The sequence below is a fragment of the Opitutaceae bacterium genome, from assembly GCA_015075305.1.
In the GTDB taxonomy this organism is placed as follows: domain Bacteria; phylum Verrucomicrobiota; class Verrucomicrobiia; order Opitutales; family Opitutaceae; genus UBA6669.
In genome coordinates this window covers 1-23,365 of record JABTUS010000003.1, presented here as the reverse complement: position 1 = coordinate 23,365, position 23,365 = coordinate 1, and the positions used below count along the sequence as shown (strand labels likewise).

Annotated in this window: 19 protein-coding genes; 10 read left to right on the top strand and 9 right to left on the bottom strand. The window is 62.0% G+C overall.

Annotation, left to right across the window (positions count from 1 at the left end; genetic code table 11):
- Positions 1-39 precede the first annotated feature (39 nt).
- From rodA to HS122_06810, 5 genes are all read left to right on the top strand, one after another.
- Complete coding sequence (gene rodA / locus HS122_06830) at positions 40-1,242, top strand: rod shape-determining protein RodA (protein MBE7538109.1); 1,203 nt, start codon at positions 40-42, stop codon at positions 1,240-1,242.
- 99 nt (positions 1,243-1,341) lie between these two features.
- Complete coding sequence (locus tag HS122_06825) at positions 1,342-3,090, top strand: Rne/Rng family ribonuclease (protein ID MBE7538108.1); 1,749 nt, start codon at positions 1,342-1,344, stop codon at positions 3,088-3,090.
- Positions 3,091-3,181: 91 nt separating this feature from the next.
- Positions 3,182-4,063, top strand: coding sequence for an NTP transferase domain-containing protein (locus tag HS122_06820; protein MBE7538107.1), 882 nt, complete (start codon positions 3,182-3,184; stop codon positions 4,061-4,063).
- 140 nt (positions 4,064-4,203) lie between these two features.
- The gene (locus tag HS122_06815; GenBank protein ID MBE7538106.1) at positions 4,204-5,544 is read left to right on the top strand and encodes an HlyC/CorC family transporter; all 1,341 of its coding nucleotides are present in this window, start codon (positions 4,204-4,206) and stop codon (positions 5,542-5,544) included.
- Positions 5,545-5,648: 104 nt separating this feature from the next.
- Positions 5,649-6,584 (top strand): hypothetical protein, encoded by a 936-nt coding sequence (locus tag HS122_06810; protein MBE7538105.1) that lies wholly within the window; start codon positions 5,649-5,651, stop codon positions 6,582-6,584.
- A 45-nt stretch (positions 6,585-6,629) separates the two neighbouring features.
- Here the strand turns inward: HS122_06810 and HS122_06805 are convergent, their stop codons facing one another.
- Positions 6,630-7,148 carry a peroxiredoxin gene (locus tag HS122_06805; protein MBE7538104.1) on the bottom strand — a complete coding sequence of 173 codons (519 nt, stop codon included), beginning with the start codon at positions 7,146-7,148 and terminating at the stop codon, positions 6,630-6,632.
- Positions 7,149-7,438: 290 nt separating this feature from the next.
- Here HS122_06805 and HS122_06800 point away from each other — a divergent pair, with 290 nt between their 5' ends.
- The 3 genes from HS122_06800 to HS122_06790 all read left to right on the top strand — a co-directional run bounded on the left by HS122_06800 (position 7,439) and on the right by HS122_06790 (position 9,106).
- The gene (locus HS122_06800; GenBank protein MBE7538103.1) at positions 7,439-7,804 is read left to right on the top strand and encodes an RNA-binding protein; all 366 of its coding nucleotides are present in this window, start codon (positions 7,439-7,441) and stop codon (positions 7,802-7,804) included.
- A 104-nt stretch (positions 7,805-7,908) separates the two neighbouring features.
- Positions 7,909-8,601 carry a uracil-DNA glycosylase gene (locus tag HS122_06795; GenBank protein ID MBE7538102.1) on the top strand — a complete coding sequence of 231 codons (693 nt, stop codon included), beginning with the start codon at positions 7,909-7,911 and terminating at the stop codon, positions 8,599-8,601.
- 10 nt (positions 8,602-8,611) lie between these two features.
- Complete coding sequence (locus HS122_06790; protein ID MBE7538101.1) at positions 8,612-9,106, top strand: FKBP-type peptidyl-prolyl cis-trans isomerase; 495 nt, start codon at positions 8,612-8,614, stop codon at positions 9,104-9,106.
- 34 nt (positions 9,107-9,140) lie between these two features.
- Here HS122_06790 and rarD read toward each other — a convergent pair whose 3' ends face one another.
- Together rarD and HS122_06780 are read right to left on the bottom strand one after the other, a co-directional pair.
- The gene (rarD, locus tag HS122_06785; GenBank protein ID MBE7538100.1) at positions 9,141-10,070 is read right to left on the bottom strand and encodes an EamA family transporter RarD; all 930 of its coding nucleotides are present in this window, start codon (positions 10,068-10,070) and stop codon (positions 9,141-9,143) included.
- Between the two features lie 97 nt (positions 10,071-10,167).
- Positions 10,168-10,434: a hypothetical protein gene (locus HS122_06780; GenBank protein MBE7538099.1), complete on the bottom strand. Its 267-nt coding sequence runs from the start codon at positions 10,432-10,434 to the stop codon at positions 10,168-10,170.
- A gap of 88 nt (positions 10,435-10,522) precedes the next feature.
- Between HS122_06780 and HS122_06775 the strand changes: the two genes are divergently transcribed.
- Positions 10,523-11,776, top strand: a complete 1,254-nt coding sequence (locus HS122_06775) for a hypothetical protein (GenBank protein MBE7538098.1) — start codon at positions 10,523-10,525, stop codon at positions 11,774-11,776.
- Positions 11,777-11,792: 16 nt separating this feature from the next.
- Here HS122_06775 and HS122_06770 read toward each other — a convergent pair whose 3' ends face one another.
- The 6 genes from HS122_06770 to HS122_06745 form a co-directional block, all read right to left on the bottom strand.
- Positions 11,793-12,488, bottom strand: coding sequence for a MarC family NAAT transporter (locus tag HS122_06770; protein MBE7538097.1), 696 nt, complete (start codon positions 12,486-12,488; stop codon positions 11,793-11,795).
- Between the two features lie 7 nt (positions 12,489-12,495).
- The gene (dusB, locus tag HS122_06765; GenBank protein MBE7538096.1) at positions 12,496-13,614 is read right to left on the bottom strand and encodes a tRNA dihydrouridine synthase DusB; all 1,119 of its coding nucleotides are present in this window, start codon (positions 13,612-13,614) and stop codon (positions 12,496-12,498) included.
- Positions 13,615-13,677: 63 nt separating this feature from the next.
- Positions 13,678-15,867: a tetratricopeptide repeat protein gene (locus HS122_06760; GenBank protein ID MBE7538095.1), complete on the bottom strand. Its 2,190-nt coding sequence runs from the start codon at positions 15,865-15,867 to the stop codon at positions 13,678-13,680.
- A gap of 25 nt (positions 15,868-15,892) precedes the next feature.
- Positions 15,893-17,419, bottom strand: coding sequence for a glycine--tRNA ligase (locus HS122_06755; GenBank protein ID MBE7538094.1), 1,527 nt, complete (start codon positions 17,417-17,419; stop codon positions 15,893-15,895).
- A 104-nt stretch (positions 17,420-17,523) separates the two neighbouring features.
- Complete coding sequence (locus HS122_06750; protein ID MBE7538093.1) at positions 17,524-17,808, bottom strand: hypothetical protein; 285 nt, start codon at positions 17,806-17,808, stop codon at positions 17,524-17,526.
- Positions 17,809-17,825: 17 nt separating this feature from the next.
- Positions 17,826-19,412, bottom strand: a complete 1,587-nt coding sequence (locus tag HS122_06745) for a ComEC/Rec2 family competence protein (GenBank protein ID MBE7538092.1) — start codon at positions 19,410-19,412, stop codon at positions 17,826-17,828.
- A gap of 465 nt (positions 19,413-19,877) precedes the next feature.
- On the opposite strand from HS122_06745, the gene HS122_06740 reads away from it, so the two are divergent.
- The gene (locus HS122_06740) at positions 19,878-22,994 is read left to right on the top strand and encodes a PQQ-dependent sugar dehydrogenase (GenBank protein MBE7538091.1); all 3,117 of its coding nucleotides are present in this window, start codon (positions 19,878-19,880) and stop codon (positions 22,992-22,994) included.
- Positions 22,995-23,365: the final 371 nt, after the last annotated feature.

The window sequence follows — 23,365 nt, the reverse complement described above, 5'->3', positions numbered from 1 at the left end:
TTCAGAACGCTTGTGAATCTTCCATCACCCGCAGCCCTCATGGGCTTGTTCAAGGTCACCACTCGCGAAAGGTGGGACCTGATCACACCCATGACCATGGCGGGACTCTGCGCCATCGGGGTCGCATTCATTTACAGCGCGCAGTTTTCAACCCCGCAGAACAACTGGATAACCCAGCTCGTCTGGCTCGCGGCTGGCACGATGATCTACCTGGCGGTTTCCCTGGTCGACTACCGCCTATGGTTAAGCATTGGCCACTGGTTCTACCTCGCATGCCTGGTGCCGCTGGTTGCGGTTCTTTTTGTGGGCCAGGAGCGATACGGAGCGCAGCGGTGGCTGGATTTTGGTCCATTCGCCTTTCAGCCTTCAGAGCCAGCCAAGGCTGCCGTTCTCGTCTTCACTGCGGGCCTCCTGATCCGTTCTGAGGTCGGCACAGTCAGGCAATCCTTGGAAGTGTTGGGCAAATTGGCCCTTGCGGTGGGGTTGCCCATGTTCCTTATCTTGCTCCAGCCCGATCTGAAGTCCGTGATCGTGCTTCCCCCGATGGTGTTCTCCATGCTCTTTGTCTCCAAACTCTCGACCCGGTTCTTCCTGGCCGCGATGGGAGCATTTCTGCTGGTGGTGGGCTTGGTCGCCTGGGATAGCTACGGCTACGTAAAATATATGAAAGCCAATGACTTGGACTTTCATAAGCAGAAAGGCGCGTATGAAAAGGTTACCTGGATCCCGCTCAAGGACTACCAGCGCAACCGAATTTTAACCTTTGTGCGACCGGACGTCATTGATCCCAGCGGGACCAAGGATGCCTGGAATCTGAACCAATCCCTGATCTCCGTTGGAAGCGGAGGACTGACAGGCAAGGGATGGACACAAGGCACGCAGGCTCAATTGGGATACCTGCCGCCTGCGGTTGCACACAATGACTTTATCTTCTCGGTCATCGCCGAGGAGAAGGGATTTTTGGGAAGCCTCACGGTTCTCAGTCTGTTTGGAATAATGATGTTCAACGGCATCCGCATCGCCGCTCTCGCCAGGGATCGGTTCGGCACATTGCTCGCGCTCGGTGTGACTGTGCTGTTTTCGGTGCACGTGTTTGTGAACATCGCCATGACCATCGGACTCGTGCCCATTACGGGCATACCGCTTCCCTTCATAAGCTACGGTGGCTCTTTCGTGCTCAGTTGCTGCCTGCTGCAAGGACTGGTCCAGAGCGTCTATCGCTTCCGAAAGGATTTCACATGAGTGTGCCTTCCTTCCGCGATATCGACCGCTCTGCCGGAATTTCCTGCGCGACAACACCAGCCCGGATGCGCCCCGTCTTCAGACAGGACAACATCCACCATGCCCGCTTCCACGCCATCCGACGATTCCCGCAATGCGGACGATCCCGCTCACTATGACTCGGAGCTCGCCAACCCACCGCCCATCACCGACGCACCCGAGGTAGATTCCAAGGCGCTGCGCGCCAATGCACAGGAGCGCTCAAAACAACGCCCGCTTTTGCAGAAAATCCTGGGTGTTTTTCAGAAGCAAAAGACCACCTACCGCGAATTGATCATCAATTCGGAGCCGCTGGAGAAGCGCGTCGCCCTTCTGGTGGACGGTCGGCTGGAAAAATTCGAAATCGAGCGTCATTCGGACGATCGAATGGTCGGCGGCATCTTCAAGGGGCGCATCAAGAACCTCGATCCGGGCCTTAAGGCCGCGTTTGTCGACATCGGTTACTCGAAGAACGCCTTTCTTCACTACTGGGACATGCTGCCGGCGGCCGCCGATTCATCGGTGGAGGTCGTCCGTGTCAACAAGCGACGGGACGCCGCGCCCCGGCCTGCCGAGCCCACGGTCAAGGACATCCCCCAGATGTACCCGCCAGGCAGTGAAATTGTCATCCAGGTCACCAAGGGCCCCATCGGATCCAAGGGACCGCGCACCACCACCAACCTTTCCATCCCGGGCCGCTACCTCATTCTCACCCCCTACTCGGATGGCTGCGGCATTTCGCGAAAGATCGAGGACATCCACGAACGCAAGCGACTCAAACAGCTCATCAATGAACTCACCATTCCCGAAGGCATGGGCGTCATCGTGCGCACCGCGGGCGAGGGCAAGAAATCGCGGTACTTTGTCCGCGATCTCCACATCCTGCTGAAAAAGTGGGAGGAAATCACATCGAGGATCCAAAGCGAACGCTCGCCGGCGGGGCTCTACCAGGAGCCGGACCTGGTTGAACGCACGGTTCGCGACTTCCTGACGGAGGAAGTCGATCGCGTACTGATAGACAATCGCGCCGACTTTGAGCGAACCTCGGATCTGGTTGGACTTATCTCCCAGCGATCCCGCTCAAAAATCGCGCTCTACAAGGACACCATTCCGATCTTCGAACGCTTCAACATCGAGCGCCAGATCGAACAGACCTTTCATCGCAAGGTCACCCTGCCAAGCGGAGGCGAAATCATCATCGACGAGACCGAGGCGTTGATCGCAATCGACGTCAACACAGGCTCCCACAAGAACCGGTCCGGGGACGAAAAGAACACGATCTACTCGGTCAACCTTGAGGCAGCCGTCGAAATCTCCCGCCAGATCCGCCTGCGCAATCTCGGCGGCCTCATCATCTGCGACTTCATTGACATGAAGGAGCGGCGGCACCGCAACGGGATCTATGAAAAGATGGTCGAGTGCATGGCGGAGGACAAGGCCAAGAACCACATCCTCCCCATTTCGCAGCTCGGCATACTCCAGATGACCCGCCAGCGGCAGCAGGAATCCCTGTCGAGCAACCTGTACACGGACTGCCCCTACTGCCGCGGGCGCGGAATAGTGAAAAGCGCCACCACCATGTCTGTGGAGCTTCAGCGCCGTCTGGGATCGGTGGCACGTCGCATCCAGATGCGCAACGACGGCAAGGACTACAGCCTGCGCGTCCTGGTGCACCCAAGCATTCTCGAACGCCTGAGAAGCGAGGACGCCGACCTTCTCGTGCGCATGGAGAAACTCTACGGTGTCAAACTCGCCTTCCGCGCGGATCCGAACTACCACATTGAAAACTTCAAGATCATCAATGCCGTGACGGGCGAGGAATACCGCTGACAGCAGGATCCGAAAACAATCCGAACCTTCAATGGACTGCCGGGCGGGTGCAGGGTTGCCTCCCCGGTCCGGCATGTGATATTCAACTGGAATGGCCCCCTCCCTCCTCGTTCTCGCCGCCGGACTCGGCTCCCGCTACGGCGGACTCAAGCAAATTGAGGCGGTCGGCCCCTCCGGGGAGACGCTTCTTGACTACGCAGTCTTCGATGCGTGGCGCGCCGGCTTTCGACGCATCGTTTTTGTCATCCGGCGCGACTTCGAATCCGCCTTTCGTGAGAAAGTGGTGGCGCGCTACACGGGCCGGATGGCCATCGACACGGTTTTCCAGTCGCTCATCGATCTTCCGGACGGGTTCACTCCCCCCGCAGGCCGCGAGAAGCCCTGGGGCACCGGGCATGCGGTCTGGTGCGCCCGGCACGCGCTGCGCGAAAACTTCGCCGTGATCAACGCCGACGACTTCTATGGAGCCGACGCCTTCAGCGCCCTCGCCGCATTCCTCGCCGCGCAGCCCGCGGCCGGCGGCAATGCGTATTCAATGGTTGGATACCGCCTGGACGCCACGCTTTCCGAGGCCGGCACGGTGTCCCGGGGGCTGTGCGAGGCGGGCCCCGACGGCTTTCTCACCCGGATCACCGAACGCACCGGCATCGCGCGCGCCGACGTCGGCCCTGGCCGGCCGCTGCGCGGCGACGAGCGGGTGTCGATGAACTGCTGGGGCTTCACTCCGTCGCTTTTCCCCGCGCTCGATCGCGCATTCCGCAGTTTCCTCCAGGCAAGTGGGGGGGAATTGAAGGCCGAGTTCTATCTTCCCACCGCGGTTTCCGGCATGATCGCCGGGGGTTTGGCGACCGTGCGGCTGCTTCCCACGAAGGCCGAATGGTTCGGCGTGACCCATCGCGAGGACAAGCCCCGCGTCCAGGCCGCGCTGGCGGCACTGGTGGGCGCCGGCGCCTACCCGCGGAATCTCTTCTAGACCCTCATGCGAACAGCCGCCCTGCCCGGCGCGCCGCGGACCGCAGCAATGGCGCGCCGCAGGTTCACACCGGCAATCGGGTTGATGCCGGTGTGTCTTTCGCCGTAGGCTCTTCATCGCCCGATCAAGCCCTCGCCGCCTTGTCGTTCGCACTCATCGTCATCATCCTGCTCGTCGCCGCCAATGGAATCCTTTCCATGACGGAAACGGCCGTCGTGTCGTCGCGAAAGGTGCGTCTTCAGGAGAAGGCCGCCAAGGGTGACCGCCGCGCGGCGCGCGCGCTCGTGCTCCTCGAGCACCCCCGGCGTTTTCTCTCCCTCGTGCAGTTCTGGCTGACGCTGAGCGGCATGATCGCCGGAGTGGTCGGCGGTGTGCACCTCGCCGGACGAATGAACGCCTGGCTGCTGTACGTCTGGAGCGATCTGCCTGCGCTCGCCCGCCATTCGCAGGCCGTCGCCTTCCTCGTCGTGACCGTCGGACTCACATCCTTCATGCTCGTGTTCGGCGAACTCGTTCCGAAGCGGATCGGCCTGGCCTATCCGGAGCGCGTCGCGGCGCTGCTCGCGGGGTTCATGCGCGCCCTGGCCTGGCTGGCGGGTCCGTTTCTTCGCATCCTGGAATTGGCCACGGATGGCGTCCTGTCCCTGCTGCGCTTCCGTCCGCCGCAGGACTCGGCCGGCGTCAGCAACGCCGAGGTTCGCGCACTCATCGAACAGGGGCTTCACGCGGGTTCATTCAACGAGGCCGAGCAGGAAATGGTCACGGGGGTGCTGGAGCTCGACGAACTGCCCGTGACCGAGTTGATGACCCCGCGCCCCAAGATTGTCTTTCTCAACCTCGACGACTCCGATGAATTCAACTGGCGAAAGATTGTGACCAGCGGCCACTCCCAGTTTCCCGTCTGCCAGAGCACCCGGGATCACGTCATTGGAGTCGTGTCGGTGAAGGCCATCTGGGCCAACTCGGCATTCGGGCTTTCCACCAGCCTCCGCAACGTCGTTGAACCGGCGCTCACCATTCCAAACACGCTCAAGGCCATCCACCTTCTCGAGCGATTCAAGACTTCGGGCAAACACGTCGCCATCGTCCTGGACGAATTCGGCATCGTTGAAGGCCTGGTAACCCTGCTGGATGTGCTGACCGCCATCGTCGGGGACATCCCCGAACCCGGGCATCGGAACCAACCCCAGATCAGGCGGCGCGAGGACGGTTCTTGGCTTGTTGACGGCACGCTGCCCTATTCCGAGCTGAAGTCGCTGCTCGGGGCGGGCAGCCTGGCCGGCGATGCAGGCGCTGGTTTCCAGACGGTCGCCGGCTACTACATGAAGAGATTCGGACGCGTCCCGTCCGCCGGCGACTACTTTGATTCTGACGGATGGCGCCTTGAGGTCGTCGACATGGACCGCCAGCGCATCGACAAGCTGCTTGTTCTGCGCTCCCCCCAAAAGGCTGAGTTCACCGGAACCCAGCCGGACGAGTGAGGCTTTGCATCGCCCTCGGACTTCGCACTTCCTGACACTTCCGCACAACTTCGATTTGCCTTGTGTCGCGACCGGGCGAATCCTGTTCAAGCAATGAGCGACGCATGCAGAAAGATCCCTTCACCGGCCACCCTTCCCGGATCCGTGGATCCCGCGTCCTCGATCCCGGCGAACACGCCGCTCTTCAAGACCATCACGAGCGACGACTGGAAGCGCTCGCTCGCCTCAGCGCGGCAGCGGCGCGCGTCGGCTTCGGAACGGATCCGGACGACGATCTCGTCCTCTTCCAAGCCGATGAACTGAGCCTGCTCGCAGCCGCCGGCGGATCCTGGAGTGATCTGGACTCCGCCGTGTTTGATTTTCGCGGCTACCTGCCCCTGCTCCCACTCGACACCTTCGGGTTTCCGGCGAACTCTGACGACCCGTTCGGCGAAGGAAGCCCTTTGCTGCGGCGCATCGGGAGCGGAGTCGAGGCAACCGCGTTTGAGTCCGCCGACGGCTCAATCTACAAGTTCTATCTTCCACGCGAAGGCGGCAGGATCGGCGGGAGCTTTGTCTTCAACCCGGGGGACAACGAGGCTGCCTGGTTCGCCGAGGCAAGTCTCGGAACGTACCGGTCCCTGCTTGAAAAAATCCTCCTCATCGTGGCTCTCACGGGCATGCCCACCGAAATCATTGCGGCAACACCCGAGGGCATCATCGTTGCGAAGCAGACCCGCGGAGTCCGGCTCCCGGACGACACGGAAACCTCCTCGCTGCAACCCCCCGTCCTCATCCCGATTCCCGCGCGTTTCCTGCGAACGCACCGCGATCATCCCCGCCTGCTTTTCCTTGGCAGCACAGCGTGGCTGGTTGCGGATCTGCATTGCAGAAATCTAGCTCACGCGTCGGATGGCACCCTGCGCGCCATTGATCTGCTCGCCGCGCCTGTTCCCCTCCGCGTCATTCAATCCGATCCACTGATTGCAGATTGGTTCGACCGCGTGAAACAGAATCCCCGCGCAGACCTCCTGCGTGAGTTCGACGACTCCGAACTCTGATCAATCAGAGTGGCGCGCCGCAGGAGCGCGCCGTCCCCCGCGGGTTCAACTCCGCCCGGAGGCGATGAAAGCGAGAATATCCGCCGCCTGCTTCGACGTGGACCCGGCGTGGTCCGCATACACGATCTTCCCGTCCCTGATCAAATAGGCCTGCCGTTTCGCGGACTTGATCCCCTGCTGGCCAAACGCACGAATGACCTTGAAATCAGTATCGGCCAGCAGCGTGAACGGCAGATTGTATTTCTCGCGAAACGCACGCTGCGCCTCGACGTTGTCATTGCTGACTCCGATGACCGCCACACCTTTTTCCGTCAGCTCCTGATAGGCATCGCGCAACGAACATCCCTGCGCCGTGCATCCAGGCGTATCAGCGCGTGGATAAAAATAGACCAAGGTGAAACGCTGGTTTCCGTAGACATCGCCAAGATTCAGGGTCTTGCCGCTGTCGGTCACGGCGGACACTTTGGGAGCTGAATCGCCAACATTGAGAGGAGCTGCCGGGCTGAGTGAGGTCATTGTAACGGCGCCAAGCGCCAGGACAAACAAGCGAAGGGTTGAGGTCATTCAAGTGGGAATGAAAATTGCAAATCCGTGCCCCGCAACTCATCCAATGAGAATTTTCTCCATTCATGCATGCAGGAACCCAACATGCAACAAACTGCAAAAGCAGCCGTCAAAAGAGTGCTTGCCTTTTCCCCCCGCTCTCGACTTGTGTGGCTGCCTGTCGTTAGAGAACAGCGTTAGGTGACAGTATCTGGTGAGTCGTAAGCCGAGCGTACGCTTGGAGGATGATTTCGAAACCCGAAGGTCGGGAACGGACTGGCAGCGGACGGGGTGATCTACGAAACATCAAGATGAGCAACTCGAAACTCTACGTCGGTAACATGTCGTTCAAGACGACTGAAGACGACCTCCGCCAGCATTTTGGCCAATACGGAAGCGTCACCGACGTGTACGTCGCCATGGACAAGATGACCGGCCGCCCGCGCGGCTTTGCGTTTGTCACCATGGGCACGGCCGAAGAAGCGAAAGTCGCTGCTGAAAAAAGCAACGGCGTCGACCTCGGCGGACGTCCAATCACCGTCAATGAAGCGCGCCCGAAGGAAGAAAACGGCGGACGCGGCTTTGGCGGCGGTGGCGGCGGACGCGAGCGCGGCTTCGGCGGCGGCGGCGGACGCGATCGTGGCGGCTTCGGCGAGCGTCGCGAGCGTCGTTACTAATCGACGGTCGGCGAATCCGACCGGGATCGTTTCAATCGATCCAACCGCAAGGCGAAGTGCCACCGCGCTTCGCCTTTTTTGCGCGCACGTATTTTCTGTGCGACATGAGTCCCGCCGAGTCCGCTTCAACCAGCACCACCCTGCTCAGCCACATGACGGCTGTTCAGGCATGCAGCCGGTGTCCCAACATGACTGGTCCGCCAGTGGTGGGTCGTCCGGCGAACCGCGGCATTCTGCTCGTGGGACAAGCTCCGGGAGAGAAGGAGCCCCGGCTGCAGCGGCCCTTTGCCTGGACAGCCGGCAAAACACTCTTCCAGTGGTTTCAGGACTCCGTCGGTTGGACTGAGGATGAAACCCGCGAGCGGATTTACTTCTCGGCGCTGTGTCGTTGTTTTCCTGGAAAGAAGCCGGGCGGTGGTGATCGCGTGCCTTCTCCCGAGGAAATCCTCAATTGCCGTTCCTGGCTCGAGGTGGAATTCGCCCTGCTGCGACCCCGGCTCGTTCTGCTCGTTGGAAAGATGGCGATGGCCCAGTTTCTCCCTCCGCAGCCCCTCGAAAAAACCATCGGCAGGGTTTTCTCCATCGAGGGCTTCGGTCGCCCCTTCGACTGCATCCCGCTGCCGCATCCTTCAGGCGCATCCCCCTGGCCAAAGGTGGAGCCGGGCAAATCACTGCTGCGGCAGGCGATGGGCCTGATTGCCGCCCATCCCGCCATCAAGGCCGCCACTTTGCCCCCCGCCCGTACAGAAGCGATGGAGGGTTGTCTTCCACCCGCTCCCCACGATAGACCTTCTTGAGACTCAACCCATGCAAGCTCTCCGCACCATTCTCCTCTTCTGCCTGCTCCTCGCTCCCGCCGTGGTTTTCGCCCAGCGCGAAAAACTCCCGCCCGAGGATCTGGAAATCGTGGAGAAAACCTGGCCCACCGCGAAACGGACTTCCACAGGCCTTCGCACCATGATTCTCCAGGACTCCGACGGTCCCTCTCCAAAAAAGGGCGACATGGTTTCGGTCGTCTACGTTGGCAAGCTGCTTGATGGCACCATATTCGATCAGGCGACTGACCCGGAGAAGCCGTTTACCTTCCGTATCGGCAGGGGCCAGGTCATCGAAGGATGGGAGGAGGGCACGCAGCTTCTCAAGGTGGGCCAGCGCCGCCTGTTCATTGTCCCCTACGAATTGGGCTACGGCACGCGCGGCAATCCGCCAAAGATCCCGCGGCGGGCGACGCTGGTTTTCGAGGTCGAACTCCTCGCCATCAATCCTCCCGCTCCCGCACCCCCGTCCGCGCCAACCAACTGACCAGCGGCGCTGCGGGGCGACGCCAGCGAGCCGCTCATGCGGGCGCGTCCGCCACGGACCCAGGCATGCGCCGGCGCCGCTGCAGGGTCCACGTGTCATAGGAATAGACTGCGAGTCCGGTCCAGATCAGGAGGAACGCCTTCGCGCGATCCATGGAAAATGGCTCATGATAGATGAGCCAGCCTATCAGAAACTGAAAGGTCGGAGCCGCAAACTGAAGCAGACCAAGCGTCGTCAATCGTAGCCGGACAGCTCCATACGCGAAGAGGATCAACGGAATCGCAGTCACCACGCCGGTGCTCAGCACAAGAAGCATCGTGCCCGTGTCGACACGCCCAAACGACGCCCGGTCTTCAGCCGCCAGCCAGATCAGCCATGCGGCCGCCAGGGGTGTCATCACGGATGTCTCCACCACCAACCCCGCAATCGCGCCGACCCCGGATTTTTTCCGAAGCAGGCCATAGAATCCAAAGGTGAGCGCCAGGCTCAGGGCTATCCAGGGAATATGCCGAACGTCGAGCACCAGCACCCCAACTCCGAGCGCCGTGAGAACAACCGCAACGGCCTGAAGCGGTCGAAGCGTTTCCTTGAGCACAACCCGGCCGAGCACGACGTTGAAGATCGGTACAAGAAAATACCCAAGGCTGCACTCAATGACATGTCCGGCGTTCACGCCCCAGATGTAGACAACCCAGTTGATCGCTAGCAGCAGGCCGCTCACCAGATTCAACGCCAGCACGCGCCCGTCTCGAAACGCCTTGATCACCTCCGACCCGGCGCGCAGCCAGATGGTCAGCGCCACAAAAACGACGAGCGACCACACCACCCGGTGTGCGACAAGCTCAAGCGGATCCACCTGGGACATCTGCTTCCAGTAGATCGGGACAATCCCCCAGATCACGTAGCAGGCGAACGCAGCGAACAGTCCACGCGTCGATTCCGTGGATGATGAGCCGGATGTCATGGTCATCGACGGTCTGGACCCGGTCGTGAAGCGTCAATCGAGGATCACCGCTTCACGGGCGCACCCCACGATCGACGATGGCACGAGGGTGCCGACCTTATTTCCCGTACCCCTTGGCTGCGGTCGTGTATTCGTACTTCTCCGCAAATTCACGCACAGCCTGCTCACGCGCCGCGCGCCCATCGGTCACTTGCCCACCGGCGGTCAGTTCACCCATGCGTCGCGCGATCCAACGTTGTTTGAAGGTCTCCTCCACTTCCTCAGCAATGTTCGGATTCGGCTTCGATTTCTTCGAGAAAAGACAACCAGGGGTTAAGAAAGTCAGGGGTATGGCGATGAAGAGAAGCAGCAGAACGCGAGTCATACGAAAAAGAATGTAAAGCTCATCTGAAACAACCGCGAGCGCATCTTTTGGGTTTTGGCAAAGCCCCTAATACTACACCTTTCCAACGATGAGCGAGGAAAAGAGTCCTCCCCTTAAGCTTAGGTCACGGGCCCGTTCCGAAGCCGGCTCGGCACCGGCGCAAGACAGTCCCGAGACTGCCGGCGTTCTGACCGCGGCCTCCCAAGCTGCAAGTGATGCCCCCGAAGCCGCATCGCCTTCCGGGGACAAAAGCCTGCGGGTTCGCTCCAAACCCCGCCTCGCACCGGAAAGTTCGGCCGATGCGCCAGCCCTCTCCCAGACCGCGCCACCACCGCCTCTCACAGTCCACCCCGAGCCCGGCGCGGAAGCGGAGTCGACGCCGATTCCACCCCAGGCGGAACCCTTGAGTGAGGCATTCACCGGCATCCAGCTTCAGGCTGCATCCGTCCTTGACGCAGGTTCACCACCGGAAGTCGCTCCCGCTTCACCAGCTATCTCAGTTCCTGAGCAAGCGGCGGACACCGCAGCCTCTCCCCCGGCTCCACCTGCATCCAGCCTCTTGATTGGCGGCATGGCCTGCGAACCCATGGCAATGCCCTCGCCAAGGCCCTCCTATTTCAAGGCCGTCCCACCGAAACCCATTCACATCGATTTCAAGGAAAAGCCCGAAAAAACCGAAGCACCGACACCTGTCCGCCCCGAGGACCGGAAGGTCTTCAAGTTCGGAGTCGTCGCGGCCGGAACCCTGGCAGTCATCGCACTCGGTATCGGTGTCTTTTTTGCCTTCAAGACCTTTCAGGCCCTGCGCATTCCCCGTTCAGCCAGAGCAGCCATCCCAACCACAGGCGTCGTTTCGCCACCGGCTGAAAGAACCGCCAAGGTCGCCGACAATGCCGCTGCCGCACAGCCGCAGGCCTCGACTGCGGCTCACGCTCCACAGCAAGGTGCACCGGCATCGCAGGCGGGTCGTCTCATTCAGGCCGCCCGGAATGTCGCGTTTCGAGATGAGTCCGAACTCAATGAAGTGCTGGCATCAGGCGCCGGCGCACAATCCGCCACGTCCACCGCCACAAACACAAGTCCGTCCCCATCTGCGGATCCCGCGCTCCGCACGTACAATCCCTCCGCCGTTTCACCGATATTTCAGGCATTTGCAGACGCCCTTCGAATCAACGGGGTCTTCCAGGGAAACCCCGCGCGCGCATCGATCAACGGGCGCATCGTCCGTGAGGGCGCCATCCTCGATGCAGCGCTCGGCGTGACCTTCGACGGCATCAACCCCGGTTCACGCGAGATCATCCTGAAGGATCCCTCGGGCGCGACGATTCGCCGAAAGTACTGACCCGCATCCCGGCTGGTCACTTGGGGACTGCGAGCGAACCTCGAAATTCCCGCAGGAGTTCGGAATCGCTCGCGACTCCAATGAGTCCGTTGACCATGAATTGGATTCCCACGCACAGGAGAAGGAAGCCCATGATCTTCGTCATCGCACTCATGCCGTTCACGCCAATCCAGCGGACAACGTGCACGGAAAGCCGCAGCACGACATAGCTGGCAAGCGCGACCACAAATATGCCAAGAATGATCGCCGCGTAGTCGAGGGGATGCTTCGCCAGCGACGTAAAACCGATGGTCACCGCGATCGATCCAGGACCGCTGAGCATCGGCATGGCGAGCGGCGTGAATGAAATATCCTCCTTCGCCTGCGCCGCTGCGCGCTCGTGAGCCTCGTGCGCACCGGCTTTCGGAGGCGAAACCATGCCCATGCCGATTCCCGCCACGAGAAATCCACCGGCGATGCGGATTCCCGGAATCGAGATGCCGAAGAAACTCATGATGAACGTGCCTCCGACCAGGGAGGCGACCAGGATGACCACCATGTAGACGCATCCCATGCGCGCCTGCTGGTCGCGCCGCTTCTTGGAATCGCCGTCTGTGATGGCGAGAAACACCGGCGAGGCCGCGAAAGGATTGATGATGGGGAAGAGCGCGAGAAACGTGCCCAGGATCAGCTCCCAGAAATGCGATGCGGGCAGTGCGAGATTTTGAGGCATGGAAATTCTACCAGACTTCAACCGGTCCCTTCGGCACCGGTATTTCCTGACGAGCGAGCACCGGTGCCTCGACTTCATCCGGAGCGCGCATGAAGGACGGTGTCATCGGACCCGGCGCAAAGCGGGGAAGCAGATTGCCCTGCGCATCGCAGAAGGGCGCGCGCCAGGCGATGTATTCAGCCAGAACGGCTTCGAAATCCGCACGGGACGTGATGCCGATGATGCGTCGATTGAACTCCTTGGCCGGGCCAAAGCGCCGCGAATACCAGGGTGCCACCTTGCGGAAGAGGCGCGCCCCCTGCTCCTCACCGAAGAACGCGCAGTTGCGCTCGAAGTGTTCGCGCATCACCCGAATGCGCTCGGCGAAATCAGGCTCGGGCAGCAGTTCACCGGTGTCCAGGAGACGCCTCGTACGCCGAAAAATCCACGGATCGTAAAAGGCCCCGCGCCCAATGCTGACGCCGGCGCAGCCCGTTTGTCCAATCATGTGACGCGCCCCCTCGGGGGTCGTGATGTCGCCGTTGCCAATGACCGGGATGTGGCGCACTGCCTCGACGACGGATCCAATGCCAGCGAGATTCACGGTTCCGGAAAATCCCTGCGCCCGCGTGCGGCCATGAATGAAGATTGCCGCCACTCCAACGTCCTCCAGCACCCGCGCCAGATCCGGCGCCGTCAGATTTTCCTCATCCCACCCAAGCCTCATCTTGGCCGTGACGGGAATCTTCACCGCACTCACCATGCCGCGAACGAGTTCCGCGGTTTTGGAAAGCTCCGTCATCATCGCGGATCCGCCTCCGATCCTGACGACCTTTTTCACCGGACACCCCATGTTGATGTCCACGGACTGCACGCCGAGCGATTCACACATCGCCGCGGCATCGCGCATCTCTTCGGGAACCGACCCGAAGAGCTGGACGGCCAGCGGTTGATCGCCCGGTGCCGTCGCAACGAGTTGAAGAGCCACCCGGTTCCTCTCCAGCAGGGACCGGGCGTTCACAAGATCCGTGGTCGCCCAGCCCAGCCCGCCAACCGAGCGCACCGTCAATCGCATCGGCAGGTTCGTGTAACCCGCCAGCGGTGACAGGAACAGATTCGAGGTGAGCGGATGCGTGCCGATGCGCATGGCGTGAGACTGCATCCGCGCGGTGGTTCCCGAAAGACAAAAGAATCCGTTGTGCGCGATGCGCTAGCGGATTTGCTGCAGCAACTGGCGGGCGCCAGCGTTCCCAGGATCGATCTCAAGTGCGCGATTTGCAGCCGCCGCAGCCCCCGCAGCGTCTCCCTGGCGAAGGAGCACCGTGGCCAGCGCATAGGGATAGTCCGGCTCACTGGGCGCCAGCGATTCCGCATGTTTAAGCGCATCGGCCGCATCCGGCAGACGCTCCTGTCCCGCAAGCAGCAGTCCGAGATTGTACCAGGCCCGGTGAAGCGCCGGGTCGCGCTGAACCGCGAGCCTAAGCGATGTCTCCGCCTCGGCGATGCGCCCCGCTTCCGCATAGGCGAGCCCCGCGCGAAAGGCGGGGTCGCTCGCCGAAGGATCGAGTTGGGCCGCGCGATAGAAAAGCGCGGCAGCCTCGGCACTGCGCCCCATGGCGTTCAGCACGAATCCATGCGACTCCTTGAGCCCCGGCGAAAAGGGATCCCACTTTTCGGCGAGCGCGAGCTCGCGATCAGCCTCGGGCAGGTGACCGCGGTTCGCAAGATCCTGCGCCCACCGCGCACGCCCGGCCGGCTGATCGATCGTCAGGTTCAACATCGCGTCGAGCTCCGCCCGCTCGGGAGAGCCCGCGGTCAGTTCCCGGGAGAGCGCCCACGCCGCATCGAGTCGCACCAGGCGCACCGGATCCTTGAGAAGCGGCCTGAGCCTGGGGAGGTACGCGTCATGCGACGCCAGCAGCCGCACGGCTGCGGAGCGTTCGAGTGGATCCGCGGCCGCAAGCGCCGCCTCCGCAGCGGCGAAAACCTCGGCGGATGGTGCCGTCACTTCCGCAAGAAGTCCAATGTAGGTGGCCCGCCAGGCTGGAATCTGCTCCTCCTTCAGCAAAGCCAGCAACGCGGACGCCGCCCTGGCATCCGCCTTCTGCGCGGCATCCACCGCACGCGCGCGGCGGCGCTGGAGCGAATCCATCTTTTCTCCATACCAGGCGTCGGTCTTCTCAATCGCCCAGGAAACCGGCTTGTCCGCGTGACACCGGCTGCAGGCATTCGGAATTCCAAGCTCCTGCGTCATCAACGGATCGGGTTTGAGCCAGCCATGATCATGGCGCGGAGCGCGCTGCATGTAGTTCGTCGTCGGCATGTGGCAGCTCACACACTGGTTGCCGGCACTGCCCGCTCCGTGATGCGAATGAGCAACCGGATCGATCGGAACCGCGTGAATTCCGCCGACCATGACCCGGCCCGGCGCCGCATGACACTGCATGCACAGAGCATTGTTCGACACCGGAAGAACCGTCTTGCTCGTGTGGGGATCGTGGCAGTCCATGCAGGTCACACCGGCATGACCCATGCGGCTCAACAGGACGGACGTCCAGTTGAACACCTCATCCTGCTGCTGGCCGTCCGGAAAAAAGACCCCGCGCCGCAGCGGCAACTCCACGCGAAAATGATCGAAGTAACTGTCCCCGGGTTGGAAGGACGAGGTCAGCGGCTCGTTTCTCGCATGGCAGGGCGCACAGGTATGCATTTCCTGGATACGGCGCTCCGCCGTCTTCGCCGGCGACTCCGCGGACGCCGGTGCCGCCGGTTTGGCAGCACCCCTGCCGTGATCCGCCGGCATCGCCCCGTGGCACTGGATGCAGCTCACGCCCTGCTCGACCCAGGTCGAATGGTAACGGTCGCCCGGTTCATCATAGCCCTTCCGGAATCCGGTCATGTGACAGTGGGCGCACATCGAATTCCAGTTCATGCCGCGACCCGTCCAGTGTCCCCACTCACCCGGTCGCCTCTGCTCGTTGCCGAACACATTGAACCACTCCTTCGCCTTCGGATCGTAGGCAAACTCATGGGGCTGATAACGCCCGCCATCGCGCTTGACCAGCGGCTGCCAGAGCGGCAGGTGACCAAGTATCATCTCACAGGCCTCGACTTCGGCCTTGTCGGCCGCGACGGGAAACGTTTTCAGCGCCTCGGCGATTTCCGGAGAGTGGCCGGTCGCCCGATTCGCCAGGGCATGGTCCGTCGGTGCCCACGCTGCATGGATCCCGTCGTGACAGGTCCGGCAGCTTTCCGAGGTCTGCGTGACCGCCTGGGTCACCGTCATCGGTTGCGCAGCCGCCTCGTTCGTGTCCGCCCGGCGGCAGGATGGAGTGAACAGCAGGACCGCCGCCCAAACGGACAGATAGGCGATCAGGATTCTTCCACTCCAGCGCAACATGCTGCCGCGAGGTGTCGCCGGTTCCTCAATAGACCTGCTCGTCGAGCAGGCGCATCAGCTCATCCTCGCCAATCCGCCTCTGCTGCATCGAATCGCGTTCGCGGAGGGTGAAGGTGCCGTCCTTTTCAATGGTGTCGAAATCGATGGTCACACACCAGGGTGTGCCAATCTCGTCCTGCCTGCGATAGCGGCGTCCAATGGCGCCCGCGTCATCGTAGAAGGCTGCATACCGGCGCTGAAGCCTCCGGTAGAGCTCGCGCGCGCGGCCCACAAGCGCCTCCTTGTTCTTGAGCAGCGGAAACACCGCCACCTTGACCGGCGCAATGCGCGGACTGAGGCGCAGCACGGTGCGCTTCTCGACCGCACCCTTTTCATCCTTCACCTCCTCCTCGGCATAGGCGGCGCAGAGCGCGGCAAGGAAGATGCGATCGACACCGACGGCAGGCTCGATGACGTGCGGAACGAACTTCTTCTTCGACGTCTCGTCGAAAAATTCCTGCGGCTTGCCCGAGGCCTGCGCGTGCTGGCTGAGATCGTAATTGCCGCGCGCCGCAATGCCCCACAGCTCCTGCACGCCAAAGGGATACCGGAACATGATGTCGACGGTTCCCTTGGAGTAGAACGACAGCTTCTCCTTCGGGTGCGTGTAGAGCGAAAGATGGGACTCCGGCAGACCGATCGAGATCAGCCACTGGCGGCACCACTCGATCCACTCCTGGTGGCACTTGGCCCAGTCGGCGTCCTCGTGGATGAAATACTCCATCTCCATCTGCTCAAATTCGCGCGAGCGAAAGATGAAGTTGCGCGGCGTGATCTCATTGCGGAACGACTTGCCGACCTGCGCGATGCCGAACGGCAGCTTCACGCGCCCCGTGTCCACGACATTCTTGAAATCCACAAACATGCCCTGCGCAGTTTCCGGTCGCAGGTAGCTGACCGCCGAGGCGTCGCGCAGCGCACCCACGTAGGTCTCGAACATCATGTTGAACGCGCGCGGCGGCGTGAGGCTGCCGGGCTCGCCCGTCGCGGGAGATGGAATCAACGCCACCTCCTCGGGCTTGCACTCGGTCATGTCGCGGGGTTGCACCGGCGCCAGCTGCCCCTGGATTCCGCGCTTGCGCTTGAAAAGCTCCGCCGCCTCCTGGAGATCCTCGGTCGTGCGCTCGCTCTCGAGCACCGACACATAGCCCACGGTCTTTCCATCGACAAGCACCGGGGCGAAGAAAAGCTGGTCCGCCCGAAAGCGCTGCTTCGAGGCCTTGCAGTCAACCAACGGATCGGTGAACCCCTCGACGTGACCCGAAGCCTGCCAGACTTTCGGGTGCATGATGATCGAGGTCTCGACACCAACGATGTCGTCCCGGCGCTGCACCATGTCGCGCCACCAGGCATCCCTGATGTTCTTCTTCAACTCCACGCCCATCGGACCGTAGTCGAAGAAGCCATTCAGCCCCCCATAGATTTCCGATGACTGAAAAACAAAGCCGCGTCGCTTCGCGAGCGAAACGACGGCATCCATGAGATTGTCGGGCGTGGCGGACGGCGTGGACATAAAGAGACGATCCTATGCGCCGCCTCAGCCCAGGGTCAACGCAGTCTTGTCGACGCCATTTGGCAACAGCGCTTTCGGTCTGAAGACTTGCAGCGAATCGCTGTCTACTCCGACCGGCGGACGCGTTCCTTCTCGTCCTCGCGCTCCTCTTCAAGACGTGCGCGCTCGGAAGCAATCTGCGCCCGCACCTTCTCGGCGTCCTCAAACTTTCCCGCGGAGAGCGCCTCCTCCAGTTGCTTCTTCAGGAAGATTTCGCGCTCCGCCATCTTTCCTTTGAATATCGTGTCAATCTCGCTCAGCCGCACCTTCTTCTCCTGGGTCAACGGGCGACCCTGGATCGGGTCGGACTTCGCAAGACGTTCCATCGCGAGTTCGTAGGCGCTTTTCATGTTTCCGGCAGTCTGATCTATCCGCCGTGAAATGTCACCAGGAAGATGATCACCAGCCCGGTGAAAACGAATGGCGGCCAGAACCCCCCGACGCGCCGCGACCAGCCGTTCTGCAGGCCAGTCAGCAGGAGCGCGACGAGTGTTACGAGCACAAGATAACCGATCCATGGAGCCCGGAAGCTTCCGGTAATGGAAACGCCCGGGAGTTCCACAAAGTGTTCCGCCCCGCGGTCGACCAGTGCGAGGACAAGCGCGGCCGCGTGATTGAACAGGATGCTGAGCGACGTCTCGCCGCAGGCACCCGCCACAATCGATGCAAATCCTCCAAGCAGTCCGATCGATGCCAGGGGAATGCAGACCAGATTCGCGATCAACGCACCCGGTGTGATCAAGGCAAACGTCAGCAGCCCCGTCACCACACTGACCGGCATCGTGGCCAGGCCCACCGCCACCGCACCGATCGAACTCCTGCGCATCGCATCCAGCAGCCGGTGCCGCCAGCTCCACAGCGCCACCGGCACGCCGGGATAAGGCGGATGGCGAATCTCCCATGCGCGCGTCATCGGCAGACCCAAAGCGAGCAGCGCGAGAACAATGCCATAGCTCATCTGAAAACTTGCGCTGAACAACTGCAGGGGATCGACGACGAGAACGATCATTGCCGTTGCGACGAGCATCGACAGGTTGTTCGACGGTCGCCGCATCACGCGCGCACCGTGAAACAGCATGACCATGAGAAACGCACGCACCGCTGATGGCACCCGTCCCGTGATGTCGACATAGAGCCAGATGAGGATCGCGATCACGAAGAATCGCGCCCATGCGGGTACACGGAGGACAACCAGCATGCCGGTCAACGCCAGAGCCATCACCCCGATGTGCAGCCCGCTCACGGAGAACAAGTGCAGCGTGCCGCTTTGCGTGAACCACTCGTCCTGTCGCTCACTCAATTCACCGATGCTTCCCAGCAGCACCGCACGCAGAACAGCGACAAGCCCCGGATGCTTCTCAAGTCCCCTGGCCAATCGATCCGCCATCTCACCCTGCATGCGATCGCACCATTTCCAATAGACGGACGCCGGCACACGCTCCTTCGTGATTCGTGCCCGCGTCAGTTTGAAGTTCACTCCAATCCCCGACAGGTAACCTTCAAAGGTCGAAGGCGGCGCCAGGCGCGGAACGGTTTCGAGCTGACCGATCATCTCAACAACCGCAGATCGAACTAGCCTCGGCACGCCACCGCGCAGCCTGCCGGAAAATTGAACCGACTGCCCCACGAGGGAGGCAAGATGAGCCTGGGCATGCACAATGCGTCCGAGGCCTGATGCCTTTCGCGGATCCGGCTTGGCCGCAAAGAGGCGTTCGACCTCGACGCCAACAACGACTTCCCGCGGTGCCCGCCCTTCCCATTCCGGCAGCCGGTTCCTGCAGAGCTGATACCAACTCGCACCCACCAGAATCACACCAGCATTCAACCCAATCACCCAGACCACGAGCCGGTGCGAAAACACCGCGGACAGGAGCGTGCAGCCAACACCAGCCCCGAGCACCACCGCATGATTCAACGGTGCCTCAACGACCCGCCCCAGCGAGAGTCCCGCCATCCACGGAAGCAATAGCCAGAGCACCGGCGCCCGTTCGCAACACGACAATTCCTCCGCCATTCCACAATCCTGCGCCCGCTCCCGAAAAACCGCACGCCCGCCGTCACCCCAATTCAGGGTTGCATGTCAACCAACGGACTTTCCCGAGTCCTTCCCCACCTTGACTTGCCGGGATTCGACTATCTCGCGCTGTATTGCGACGCACGTCCCCAGGGCACGACAAAGCATGTCATCTCCAAAATAAAGAAAACTTCCGCTGGCGTTGACCAGCCATGCACCCGCCATTGCTGCATGCATCCCCTCTCCGCTGGCGTGGCACGCATCCCCCCCTCCGCTGGAGATGACATGCTTTGTCATGCCCAGGGAACGCGCCTTGCGCCACAACGCCGGAACGTATTCTCATTGACCCATTCCAATTCTGTCCCGCTCCGTGTTTCGCTTCGTGTTCTCTCGGTACTGATGCGCATGGTCCGAATCCCACTTTACCTCCTGCTTCCGGCGCTCGCGACAACTGCCGCCTCTCTTGTCGCCCAGCCACTCATCCGCACCAACGCAACGTCTCTGGCGATGCCGCCGGATCTGCCGGCGACCCAATACGCCACCGAACGCGTATTCCCATCCCTTTCCTTCACCCAGCCCGTCGCCCTCGTTTCGCCACCGGGTGACACCCGACGACTATTCGTCGTCGAGAAGCCAGGCAGGATCTGGGTTGTCCCAGATGTCACGGCTCCTGTCCCCACCCGACAGCTCTTTCTCGACATCACAGGCCGCACCATCACCTCCACAGGCGACAGCGACGAGCGCGGCCTGCTTGCCCTGGCCTTCCATCCCCAGTTCGCGTCAAACGGTTTCTTCTACGTTTGGTACACGACACAAACCACCACGGGCGCCGGCACTGGCATGCACGATCGGCTTGCCCGCTTCTCCGTTTCCCCATCCAACCCAAACGCCGCTGAACCGGATTCCGAAGTCCCGCTGATTTCCCAGCGTGACCAGGCAAACAACCACAACGGCGGTGAACTGGCCTTCGGACCCGACGGATACCTCTACCTGTCCCTCGGCGACGAGGGCGGCGGCGACGATGCATACCAGAACAGCCAGCTCATCACCCGCGACTTCTTTGCAGGCATCATCCGCATCGACGTCGATCGCAAGCCGGGTTCGCTCGCACCCAACCCCCACCCGTCCGTCCATCCGGAATCCTATTCCGTGCCCGCCGACAATCCCTTCGTCGGCGCAACCACCTTCAACGGAGCCGCCATCGCCCCCGCCACGGTGCGCACCGAATTTTGGGCGGTCGGCTTGAGAAACCCCTGGCGCATGTCATTCGACACCGCCACCGGCCGCCTCTGGTGCGCAGATGTGGGACAAGGTGCGCGCGAGGAAATCGACATCATTGTCCGCGGCGGCAACTACGGCTGGAATTATCGCGAGGGCGCCATCGCGGGGCCACGCCCCAACCCGCCTGCGTCCGCCACATTTGTCGATCCCGTCTGGGACTACCCGCGCTCCCAGGGTGGTTCGGTGACCGGCGGGATCGTCTACCGCGGAAACAAGGTGCCTTCGCTCTACGGTCGCTACATTTTCGCCGACTACTCAAGCGGTCGCATCTGGGCCCTGCGACCGGACGGCGGCAACAAGGTCAGCGCCGATCGCGTCACGCAGATCGCCTCCGACGGGGGCATCAGCAGCTTCGGCCTGAATCCGGCGACGGGCGACATTCTCTTCGCGGATCATCTCGATGACGTGATCAAGCGAATCGCCGCCGCACCCGCACCCGGCAGCCCGCTGCCACCTGCCACACTGAGCGCCACAGGCGCGTTCACGTCACTGGTTGCGCTGACTCCCGCACCAGGAGTCGTGCCCTACTCTCCCATCGCGTCCGCATGGTCCGACCACGCATCGAAACTGCGCTGGTTAGCACTCAAGGATGCATCATCCTCCTTCGGGTTCTCCGCGGCAGGCAACTGGTCCCTTCCAACCGGAGCTGTCTGGATCGAGCATCTCGATCTCGAACTCACCCGTGGCAATCCCGCTTCAGCCAGGCGCGTCGAAACGCGATTCCTCGTGAAAACTCCGTCTGGCGCCTACGGTGTCACCTATCGCTGGAACCAGGAGCAGACAGATGCCACGCTGGTTCCCGAAGAGGGAGCCTCCCAGGAATTTGTTGTCCGCGAAAACGGCGTGGACCACCGGCAAACCTGGCGTTATCCCAGCCGATCCGACTGCATGCGCTGCCACACAAGCGCCGGCGGATTCGCGCTTGGTTTCAACACGCGGCAGCTCAACCACGAACAGAGTTTCTCCAGCGGGAGCGCAAACATCATCAGCGCACTAGCCCAGGCGGGTTACCTCACACCGGGCACGGCTCCAACCGGCGACACATCTTCGCTGCCGGCACTGACGGCGATTTACGACTCCGTCAAACCGCTCGAATCGCGGGCCCGTTCCTATTTGGACGTGAATTGCTCCCAGTGTCATCAGCCAGGCGGCCCCGCCTTGGGTTACTGGGACGCGCGAGCCGCCATTCCCTTGACAAGTGCGGGCATTCTCAACGGCCCGCTCGTCAACCCCGGCAGCGATCCCGCAAATCGTGTCGTCGCGCCCGGCGACAGCCTTCACTCAATCCTTCTGCAGCGTTTGGCATCGGGCGGATCCGACCGCATGCCACCCATCGGAAGCAGCGAGCACGACCTGGCCGCGGAACAGCTCCTGTCCGACTGGATCATTTCGCTGGCGGCGCCAGCCGGGGCATCCCGCATCATCAATCTGTCCTCGAGGGCGGAGGTCACCTCGGGCGGCTCCACACTCATCACGGGATTCACGATCACGGGCGGCGGCGAAAAACGCATCCTCCTTCGCGCAGTCGGTCCGGGTTTGGAGGCCTATGGCGTCGGCGGTGTGCTCGCAAGGCCGGCACTCAGCCTGTGGAGCGGTAGCACGCAGATTGCAGCGAATGTGATCTGGGGCACGTCCATCAGCGCCTCCGAACTGCGCAGCACCGCAGCAGCCGCGGGAGCCTTTCCCCTTGAGGAAGGCAGCCTGGACTCCGCTCTCGTCACCACACTGCCGCCTGGAGGATACACCGCCCATGCGACCTCGGCGTCGGGCGAACCCGGAATAGGTCTGATCGAGGTCTACGATGCCGACATCGCAGGAGCAGGCGGCACCGCCGCGTCGCGCCTGACCAATGCGTCAATCCGGGCCCAGGTTGGCTCGGGTGGAGGCATACTCATCCCGGGCATCGTTCTCGCTCCCGGATCTCCCAAGACACTTCTGATCCGGGCGGTCGGCCCCGGGCTCGCGGCGTACAACGTGCCCGGATTCCTGGCGCAGCCTTCGCTCAGCGTCTATCGCGGATCAAGCATCCTGGCATCCAACACTCGATGGAACACGGCTCCAAACGCCGATGTGATTCGCGCCGAATCCACCCGTGCCGGCGCGTTTCCCCTGGCGGACGGCAGCGCCGACAGCGCACTCCTCCTCACTCTCGAACCCGGCGGCTACACCATCCACGTCAGTTCGACCAACGGTGTGGCAGGCATCGCCCTCGTTGAAATCTACGAAGTTCAGCCGGATTGATCCGCGAAGTCTCCGGATCGCCATGGAGCAGGTGAAGAAGTGGGAGAGGAATGGGTCGATGATCGCAAGACGCCGCCAGCTCAATTCCCCCATCGGAATCGCACAATATGATCTCAGGTTGTACGACCATGCCTCAGCCCCAACGGGGCGAAACAGCCCCAGCCCATGGCAACGCCATGGGTTCCCAGTGAGCCGAAATCCGGAGCCCAAAAGGGGCGCATTACCCCCGGTTCGACGTGACCGACTGAGTCGGAATCGGGAGCCCCAAAGGGGCGCCATATCCCCAGCCCATGGCAACGCCATGGGTTCACGGGTGAACCAAGAACAGAGAGCCCTGAAGGGGCGGCACAATTCTCTCGAATTTGGTTCTC